This is a genomic window from Alkalibacterium gilvum, from assembly GCF_900109085.1.
In the GTDB taxonomy this organism is placed as follows: domain Bacteria; phylum Bacillota; class Bacilli; order Lactobacillales; family Carnobacteriaceae_A; genus Alkalibacterium; species Alkalibacterium gilvum.
Map to the genome: position 1 here is coordinate 1 of NZ_FNYW01000053.1, position 9,399 is coordinate 9,399.

A 9,399-nucleotide genomic window follows, 5' to 3' on the forward strand; every position below is an offset into this window, starting at 1 on the left:
GTGGTAGCCGTAGGTTTGATAATGTGCATTATAATCTGTTTGTTCTTGATGGCCAAAGGTATCTGAATGAGTGGAATCGACATCAATGATTAACTCGGTGTCATTGCGAATCAAACGCGCTTTATCAATCAGCGACTGATTTAATGCTTGGAGTTGATCCATGTTCTCCTCGGTGAAACGATCTAAAAACCGTGAGATTGACGATTGTGAGGCCAACTCTTTTTTACCGAGTACAGCTTGAAAGACTGGATCCTGTCTTAATAGATTAGCTGATGAGTCTGCCGAGTACCCAGCAATTAACTGCATAATGAGTTGTTCTAATATCGCTAAGTTATCATGTGTGAAGTAAGCACGGTTATCTTTAATGTCCAGAAGTGATTTTGCCAAATCAGAAAACTTGAAGGTATCCATTACTTCTTTAACTAAGACTAAACCCGAATCACTCGATAAACGACCACCTGTATGCGAAATGATGATGTTTGAATTGAATTTTACCTGGTTTTTGTGTAAGCTAGTCATGAGAAGAACTCCTTTCTTATGGTTGGTTTCGACACCTTTACCATATCAGAATGGGGTTCTTTTTGCATCACTTAACAGGTGAAAATGAAAAAGTAAATGAAGACTGCCGTTAGGCAGTTTCAGACGGTTTGAAGTCAAAGTATGAATTATTCAGGAATGAATATATTTTGGACTTTCAGCCCATTATCGACTGGTACTTGAAACAGACTGGTAAAACACTAGAAGGTGGTACTGACGGCGTTTCTGGAGCCTCAGCGAGCGACCATGCAGAAGAAAGCGATGCGGTATCCGGAGCTTCAGTAAGAGAAGAAAATGAAGTAATGGATGCAGTATCTGGAGCGTCTGTTAAAGGCTAATCGCTAAAAGATGTTTGACCAAAAATCTCTACTGATCAAAATTGATTAAAACTTTAAGTGTAGAACAATCAAAAATCCCGTCAAACCAAGGATTAAATTTCCTTGAATTGACGGGATTTCACTTTCTAGCTAGTTTTGTTTCAGCCTTTTATAGCGGCGTCTTACGCTGTGCAAGCAGTGATCAACGGAATAGATCCAAGAATTTTTCCCACAGACTTTTTGGTTCTTGCGGGGTTGTTTCAGTTTGTTTATTGGATGCTTGATCTGTATCTGACGCGCGGTACTGAATGACAAATTGCACATTTTCCGTCTGGTCATTACGGTCATCCATAAAAGACTGAACCTGATAATCTTCATTTGAGAATTCAGCGACAGCTTTATCTATTTTTTCTTCTGTTTGATCTGGCAGGTCAGAAGTTTGGGAAGCCAGTTCGGATGTACCAGAAGCCAATTGATCAGCGCCGCTTACTAAGGCATCAGAACCGTTGGCAGCATTTTGAAGGCCGGATTCTAATGCCTCTGTACCCACGAGTAATTGTCTGGATCCAGTTTCAAGTGTTCGTGTGCTGTTGTGAAGTGTTTGTAAGCCGTCTATAAAAGCTAAGGAACCGGCGTGTGCAGCATTCACTCCATTGTTCAATTCTTTGGATCCGCTGGACAATCCGGCTGTACCTTCGGCCAGGCGCTGTAATCCAGACTGTACAGAGCTTCCGTTTGCTGCCAGAGTACTTGCTCCTGTTTTTAATGCTTGAGTTGCTGCAGTGGCTTGCTGAATTCCTTTCGATAACTGGCTGGTACTTTCAGTATATTGATTAACCCCTTCGTCAAGGGTTCCATATTGGTCAACTAAGGAGTCGATAGCTTGCTTCAATGGTTCGACAGTTTCTGAGATTGAAGACAAATTCTCTATTAATGTCGTTACTGCCTCGTTGAACGATTGGTATTGCTTAACGAGTTGGCTGCTGCCGGCTTTCAGGTCCCCCTCGGGTTGGACTACTCCTTCAATACCTTCAATAACTTGTTGGCTGCCCTCGATATACTGGGAATTTGCGTCAGTTAATTGCTCGGTTTGATTGATAGCTGTTTGAAGGTCAGTGAGTACTGCCTCATCTAATAGTCCTTCTTCAACTAAAGGTTGTAGTTTTGTCAATTGCTCATTCAAAGCAGCTAATCGTTCTTTTGCAGCTCTATTCTGATCGGCTAAGTCTGAAGGAGATAGACCACTTGTTTTAAGCTTAGTTTGATATTCTTCAATAGATTGATCTATATTTTCAATCCCCATGTCCAGGTTAATCATACCGGATTGGATATTCTGTGAAGCATCAGCCAACTCAGCGGCTTTATTGAATGATGCCGTCAGAAGACTGACTTTTTCCTGTAGTGTTTTTAGTGCATCTAAAACACGAGCAGACCCATCAGTCAGAGATTTAGATCGGTCGGTTAATTGTTGTGCACCTGATTCGATGTCAGATAATGCTTGAGTCAAATCTGATACACCCTGGTCAACTGAAGCTAGTCCATCAAAGAAAGGCTCTGATTGTTTTGCTAATTGCCGACTTCCTTGATTGAGTTGTCCAGCAGCTGATTGAAGCTGTCTGCTGCCATCAGTCAAATCTGCTAAACCGTTCTCCAGTTCTTTTGTTTTGGCAAATGCTTGAGCGGTACCCGAAACAAAAGCCTGGCTGCCTGAGTAGAGTTCGCTGGCTCCATTTGTTACTTGCTGACTTCCGCCAAGTAATCTTTCTAAGCCGCTATTCAACTCTGTGCTGCCGGAAAATAGTGATTGTGATCCGTCATTGACAGCCTGAATACCCGTCTCTAAATCGGCTAAGGGCTCAGTAAAAGAAGAAAGGTCAAATAAGTCTTTATCTATCCCTAGTGTCAATGGAGCACCGTTAATAGACCAGTCAAAGTCAGCAAACTCGGTAGTGTCTACTGTAAAAGTAAGCGGTTCTAACTGACCTGGTAAAACGGTCCATTGAACTTGCTGATGATTACCAGCTGTACTGACAATACCGTTTTCGCTGTTTAAATCAAAATGCGTGTCCAAGTCCATTGAAGTACTGATTTGTAAAGCATAATGGTCAACATAAGACATCAAAGCCTCATCCGACTCATCGGATGGTTGAATGTTGACTTCTACCTCCAATGTGCCTGACTGACCAGCGGATTTTTCAGGGTCTATTTCTTTTCCATCCAGCAGATAGTGGAAAGTAAATATCCAAGGCAATTTACGGTTTTGAAGCTTACCTTGTGTAATCACCCGATTTTCGTCTGTTTGAATCACAGACTCATCTGCTGAGGGAGAGGTTAAGTCTGCATGTGTTGTGTTCAACAGACGCAACTCTTCGTAATCTCCAAAGTCTTTGATTAAACTTAAATTGGAACCTTCAAAAACATTGGTCGTGTACATGTCTTCAACAGATCCAGATCGATCAATTGTAGTGTAGATCAATTCTTCTTTTGTAAAATTAACTTCATTTGCTTCTGCAGCAAAAGCTTGCAGAGGCGTAGAGAGTGCGCCGGCAATCAAAGCAGCAGTACTGAGGTAAATAATTGGTTTTTTCATTATAAACTTTTCCTTTCTAATGAGTATCCTATTTGAATTCAAGTCCTTTAGATGTTTTTTCAATTAAACGATCAGCTATATAAAGAAAAATCGGTAATCCAAAAAATACTACGATCATGGATAAAATGGTTCCTTGCGCTAAAAGCAATCCGATTTGGGCAGGGACTTGATTAGTCGAAAAGGCACCGAATAAAAATCCTGCAGCTGTCATAATCGTACCAGAGACGATAATACTTTCCCCCGACTTTTCAATAGCAGATAATAAAGCAGCTTTCTTATTTAATAAACGGCGCTCCTCCAGATATCGGTCAGTTAATAAAACCGCATAATCAACAGTGGCACCTAATTGAACCGAGCTGAGAATCAGGTAAGCAATGTAAAAGAGTGTGCTGCCTCTAAAGTAAGGCAAGCCCAAATTGATCCAGATAGCAGACTGGATACTCAATACGAGGATTGCCGGTAAAGTAAGTGACTTAAAAGCAAATAAGATAACAATCAAAATCCCTATAATAGAAGCAGCATTAACGATCTGCTGGTCTGAATTAATCACATCTTTCAGATCGTATGTTGACACACTATCACCAGCCAATAAATAATCCTCGCCGAACTGAGCTTGAGCTTTTTGGTTGATTGAATCAATCAACGCAAAGGTCTCTTTGCTTTCAGCTGGCAAGTCAGATTCGATGGCAATCCTGCTGTAATGAGGTGATTGAAGCAGCTCTCTTGTTTTTTCGGGAACGTACTGAATCGGAACAGTCCAACCCACTTCGTTGGAATATGCTTGCACATTTGTCAGGTGATCAAAGTCAGACAAGTCATTCAGCAGCGCTTTTTCTTTTGCTTCATCTTTATTCGGAATCATCAGCGCCATGACATTGGTGTGACCAAAAGTTTCATCAACGGCAGCTTTTTCCTGCATGACTGTATTATCTTCGGATAACCACATTGAACTGCCGTAATAAAAGTTATTTTGATACTGTGCCATAAAAAATATTCCAGATGAAATAATGATCAAAGGAAAAGTAATATAGCGGACTCGATAAACTAGGTTTGCCAGTGGTTTCAAAGAAGGGATAAAGGAGCGATGTGTCGTCTTCTCTAAAACATTGGCGCTCATCAGGGTAATCGCCGGCAGGAAGATGAATACCGCTAGCAAACTTAAAATAACCCCTTTTGCTAAAACAATTCCCATATCAGCTCCAATCCCGAATTTCATTAGAATCAAAGCAGCAAATCCAATAACCGTCGTCAAACCGCTGGATAAAACAGAGCCTAAAGACTGCGTAAGAGCTTTGACCATGGCTTCTTCTTGAACGATTCCTTCCCTTTGATATTCTTCATAGCGATGCAGCAGGAAGATTGAATAGTCAATGGAAACCCCTAACTGTAAGATGGGAAAAGCATTACTGGTAACAAAAGAAATTTCTCCTAAAAAAATATTGGTACCGGCATTAATCAAAATAGCCAATCCTATAGTTCCGAGAATCAAAACAGGTTCGATCCAAGCAGATGTAAAGAACAGCAAGATCAGAAAAGCGATCAGAACGGCAAATCCTATAGTGGTATATAAATCTTTGGAAGTGTGTTGATCCAGTTCGTAATCCTGCAACAGCGTTCCTTCTAATTGACCTTCGTCTCCAGCAATCGTTCGGATCTCTTCGATCAAGGTATATTGATCTGTTGTGTCAGTCGTATCAACAGAAATAGTAAAGAGTGCTTTTCCATTTAAATAGTAATCAGCTACGGCAGTCTGATCCATTTGTTCTAGTGGTTTTTCTATGTTTTCTACGTCGTCGAGCCATTCCACCGAAGATACGTTATCTAATGCCGCTAGTTCAGCTTTCATTTCTTCTGCTTCATTCAAGCCGATCGTTTCAGTCATGAGACGAATCGTTGAAGGCTGCTGAGGAAATTCCTCTTCCATCGTATGAATAGCTTGGGTAGAAGGAGAAGAGCTGGGCAGGTAATCTACCATATCGTGATTAACTTCTACAAAAGAGGCTGAAAAAGCGGCCAAAATTCCCAGAAAAGCAAATACAAAGACGATGACTTTTCGGTGATAGACAATGGTTCTAAAAATACGTTCTTTCAACATGTTCTGTTTCCCTCCCATTCATTTGACAACTGTTCAAATTTCAACTACTGTTAATTATAATAAAGAAATAAAAAAGTACAATTCACATATTGAGACAGATTGTTGGAATTTATACAGAATGAATAGAAGTGTTGAAAGTGGGAGCGCCATCATGAAAAAAAACCGCAGTGTTCAAAAAACTAAAAGAATTTTGAAGCAGACTCTCATTGATCTTTTGAAAGATCAATCCATTCATCAAGTCAAAGTAAAGGAGCTGACAGAACGGGCAGAAGTCAATAGAGGAACTTTTTATTTTCACTATTCAGACATATATGATCTGCTGTATGAGATTGAAGATGATGTTTTTCAAGAACTGGAAAGTGTATTTGATCAGTTCGATAAGGAAGGGCATAGTACAACAGAGGGATTATTATTAGAAGTGCTGTTTGAAGGTCTGACAGAAAAGAGAGAGATTGTTTATATATTATTAGGACCAAACGGAAGCCGGTCGTTTTCTTCTCGAATTGACGGCTGGATCGATTATCATTCAAGAAATATTCTGCAGAGGGCCTTTCCCCAGGTAGATGCAGATTACCATCGGTTAGTTTCGGCTTTTCTGATCCGAGGCGTGATCGGAACATTTAAGACTTGGTATGAAACTGGACAGAAACAAACGTACAAAGAATTGGCCGAGATCATAGAAAAAATTATTGGTCCCAAGCCTTATAGCTGATATTATTTAACGTAAAACAGCTGCACCCCATTTTGACAGGGTGCAGCTATCTGATTAATAATATAAATTAACTTCTTACTTCTTGCCGAAACCGCCAAGCCCGCCTAAATCAATACCGCTGAAGGATTGTTTAGCTGTATTGATTAGTTCATCCCGTTCATTCTTATCGATTTTTCCATCTGAATGAGCTTGTTTAACCTCGTTTACCAACTGTCCGACTTTATCTTTGTCTACATTTTGAATCTGTTGTTTTAGTTGATCAAATTTTTGACTCATCGTCTATCCATCCTTTCTTAGCGTTTTTGTATATTTACACTTTATGAAAAATGGTCGGAGTATGCAAGTAAGAGAACTCGACTCTATAATTTTCTTCTGCCGAACTTTATGATTCTTTTAAGCAAATTCAAGTTGATGTTGCCGACAACTTGCTTAGCTGTTGCATTCAGTTCATGTTTAAATAATTTAATTGTTCCTGAATTATTCATACCTCTAAAATTTAAGACCAAAAAGTAAAAGTAGTTCTTTTTCTCTCAATTTTTCCTGAATCTTGTAAAAAAATCGATATCCATTTGCTTCAGTCAATTTACTAAACACAAAAAAGCGAATAGAACCTAAATTTTGAGCGCACTTCCCCCTGGGAATTGATTTATATTTTTAAATGGGGAAACTCACTGTTTTAGTTGTCGTTTTTATATCCAACATCGAATCTCTCGGATTCGATGGAAAGCTTGATAAAATTCTTTTTGAAAGACGTGGTGACTGGACAGTTTCAAGTAAATACTTCTACCAGTACGAACTAGTTTTCCTGCTACTTTCAGAAGCCGCAAACGGATCGTATTGATTTGTAGTCCAGTCCATTCCTGTTGGAAACAGGACGTTCTGAGAAAATTAACCAAGTTATACGCTAGCACACTAAACATCATACGCGCATGGTTCTCAATGAAATGGGGACTATCCGTCTTATCAAAGAAAAAACCGTTTTTCGCTTCTTTGATGAAGTTTTCCATCGTTCCACGTTTGGCGTATGTTTTGAAGACCATTTCTGAAGAGGTATCCTCTGATAAAGTGGTCACGACGAACTCATGACGGAAGAGGAGTTCTCCACCCTCACGGGTTGAGCGAACACAGACGCGACGGGCTTGGGTCCATTTTTGGGCTTGATACGAAATCGAATGGTAATGGACTTCTGTCTTCTCCCATGGGTGGTTGTCTCCGATACGGACATATTGTTCCGCCAACTGAACGAGCCGACGATTATTTTTCATCCGGATGACATAGTGACTTTTGTGTTCTTCGCACAGCTCGTATAGTTCAGGAGTCGCAAATCCACTATCTCCTCGAACGAGAATATTGGTGACTGGGACGACTTTCTCATAATGCTCAAACAATGGCGTCATGAACTCTTTGACGCCCTTAGAGGTATACTGATTCCCTGAACGGAGTTCTGCTTTTAAGAAATCACCCGTCATCCCATTAAAAGCTACCAATGGATGGTACCCATAGGTTTGATAGTGTGCGTTATAATCTGTTTGTTCTTGATCGCCTAACGTATCGGAATGGGTAGAATCCAAACCAAAAATCATTTCATTCGTATTGCGAATAAGCCGTGCTTTGTCAATCAACACTTGATTCAATTCTTGAAGTTGGAGAATGTTTTTTTCCGTGAAGCGATCCAAAAAGCGAGAAATCGACGACTGAGAAGCGAGAGATTCTTTTCCCAAAATGGTTTGAAATACTGGATCATGCCGCAAAATATTAGCAGAAGAATCAGCGGCGTAACCAGCAATTAACTGAAGGGCCAATTGTTCAAGAATCGTATGATTCTCGTACTGCCAATAAGCACGATTTTCTGGTAACTGAAGCTTTTTCTCAGCTAGTTCAGAAAACTCGAGAGCGTCCATAAATTCTTTCACTAACACCAAACCTGAATCACTAGAAAGATCGCCACCTGTGTGAGAGACAAAAATATTTTGATTGAATTTTACTGATTTTTCTTGTAATGTAACCATTGAGAGAACTCCTTTCTTTGGTTGGGTTTCGGCACTTCAACCATATCAGAAAGGGGTTCTTTTTTCATCACCCAAGGGGTGACGAAAAAAGACTAGCGAAACACGATTACATTACTATTCCGAAGCAATATTACAAAAAGTATGAATAATCTAGGTATATTATTTGATTACTAAGAATCCTACGTACAGTTTGCTAACCTACATTCACATATCCTCTAAGAGATTCTATGAACATTGTTGTTGAATTTGATCAATTCCTAAAATTGTACTGCCCATAGCTACAACAGATCTGCCCAGAGCGTTTACAGTTTGCTGAGTAAATCCTTGTTCAGCTATAAGTACCAGCGCCATCCCAGCAGCTTTTATTCCACCAACAGCTTTAATGAAGTTTTTTAACTTCATTAAAAGACCAATACCTATGAATGATCCTCCAACCACTACACCGATAGCAGCCACACATTTAGTTACTTGCCACGCTCCCATGGTGGACACTAAGCCGCCATTTTCTAACAGTTCTGTGTCTTCTAAGACCTTGTAATAGATTCCTTCTTCCTCAAGATAAGCAAGTAATTCTTGTTCTTTTCCATCAACTAAAAGTTCTGATGGAATTTTTTCTACAATTTCTAAAAGAGTCATCAGCTCTTTTTGATTAAGATCTTCAAGTGGTTCTAACGTCTCTTCAGTTACTTTATGTACCCCATCATCTTCAATATCGCTTACTGCTAGAACAGTACTTGGTGAAATTGATGCTACGAACATTGAAACAACACCAAGTATTAGCAATATCTTTGTCGTCAGTTTCTTTATCATAATCTCTCTCTCCTTTTGATAAAGTCCATATAATTGTGTAAAAGATAAAAGGCCATATAAAGCTCCTTTTACGGTACAATGTTTTTATCGACAAAAACATACCTAGGAGGACTTTATATGACCCAAGTACATTTTACATTGAATACTGATGAGATACAAAAGATAATTAATGATTCTGTAAAAGATGATTTAGCGAAAGATATTTTAACCACCATTTTTAATCAGCTCATGGAAGACCAACGGTCAGAATACATTCAAGCTGATGAATATGAGCGATCAACTACACGTCAAAGTCAACGAAATGGCTATTATGAACGCGATTATACGAC

At 39.6% G+C, this 9,399-nt stretch carries 9 protein-coding genes; 3 read left to right on the plus strand and 6 right to left on the minus strand.

All coding sequences use genetic code 11. The annotated features are described in order from the left end of the window. The coding region (locus tag BMX83_RS09805; protein ID WP_177170572.1) for a transposase at positions 1-519 on the minus strand (519 nt) is incomplete at its 3' end. A 167-nt stretch (positions 520-686) separates the two neighbouring features. On the opposite strand from BMX83_RS09805, the gene BMX83_RS09810 reads away from it, so the two are divergent. After that, entirely contained in the window at positions 687-875 is a 189-nt protein-coding gene (locus tag BMX83_RS09810; RefSeq protein ID WP_177170573.1) for a hypothetical protein, read from the plus strand. A gap of 181 nt (positions 876-1,056) precedes the next feature. Here the strand turns inward: BMX83_RS09810 and BMX83_RS09815 are convergent, their stop codons facing one another. Next, positions 1,057-3,444, minus strand: a complete 2,388-nt coding sequence (locus BMX83_RS09815; protein WP_091636546.1) for a coiled-coil domain-containing protein — start codon at positions 3,442-3,444, stop codon at positions 1,057-1,059. 28 nt (positions 3,445-3,472) lie between these two features. Continuing rightward, positions 3,473-5,557: an efflux RND transporter permease subunit gene (locus BMX83_RS09820; RefSeq protein ID WP_091636549.1), complete on the minus strand. Its 2,085-nt coding sequence runs from the start codon at positions 5,555-5,557 to the stop codon at positions 3,473-3,475. 133 nt (positions 5,558-5,690) lie between these two features. Between BMX83_RS09820 and BMX83_RS09825 the strand changes: the two genes are divergently transcribed. Further along, on the plus strand, positions 5,691-6,251 hold the full coding sequence (locus tag BMX83_RS09825) for a TetR/AcrR family transcriptional regulator (protein WP_177170574.1): 561 nt from the start codon (positions 5,691-5,693) through the stop codon (positions 6,249-6,251). A 75-nt stretch (positions 6,252-6,326) separates the two neighbouring features. Here the strand turns inward: BMX83_RS09825 and BMX83_RS09830 are convergent, their stop codons facing one another. From BMX83_RS09830 to BMX83_RS09840, 3 genes are all read right to left on the minus strand, one after another. Continuing rightward, entirely contained in the window at positions 6,327-6,527 is a 201-nt protein-coding gene (locus tag BMX83_RS09830) for a hypothetical protein (protein WP_080145992.1), read from the minus strand. Positions 6,528-6,940: 413 nt separating this feature from the next. After that, on the minus strand, positions 6,941-8,260 hold the full coding sequence (locus tag BMX83_RS09835) for an IS1380 family transposase (protein WP_091636554.1): 1,320 nt from the start codon (positions 8,258-8,260) through the stop codon (positions 6,941-6,943). A gap of 225 nt (positions 8,261-8,485) precedes the next feature. Beyond that, complete coding sequence (locus BMX83_RS09840) at positions 8,486-9,019, minus strand: hypothetical protein (protein ID WP_091636557.1); 534 nt, start codon at positions 9,017-9,019, stop codon at positions 8,486-8,488. Positions 9,020-9,187: 168 nt separating this feature from the next. On the opposite strand from BMX83_RS09840, the gene BMX83_RS09850 reads away from it, so the two are divergent. Next, a partial coding sequence (locus BMX83_RS09850; protein ID WP_177170575.1) for a transposase occupies positions 9,188-9,399 on the plus strand: 212 nt, incomplete at its 3' end.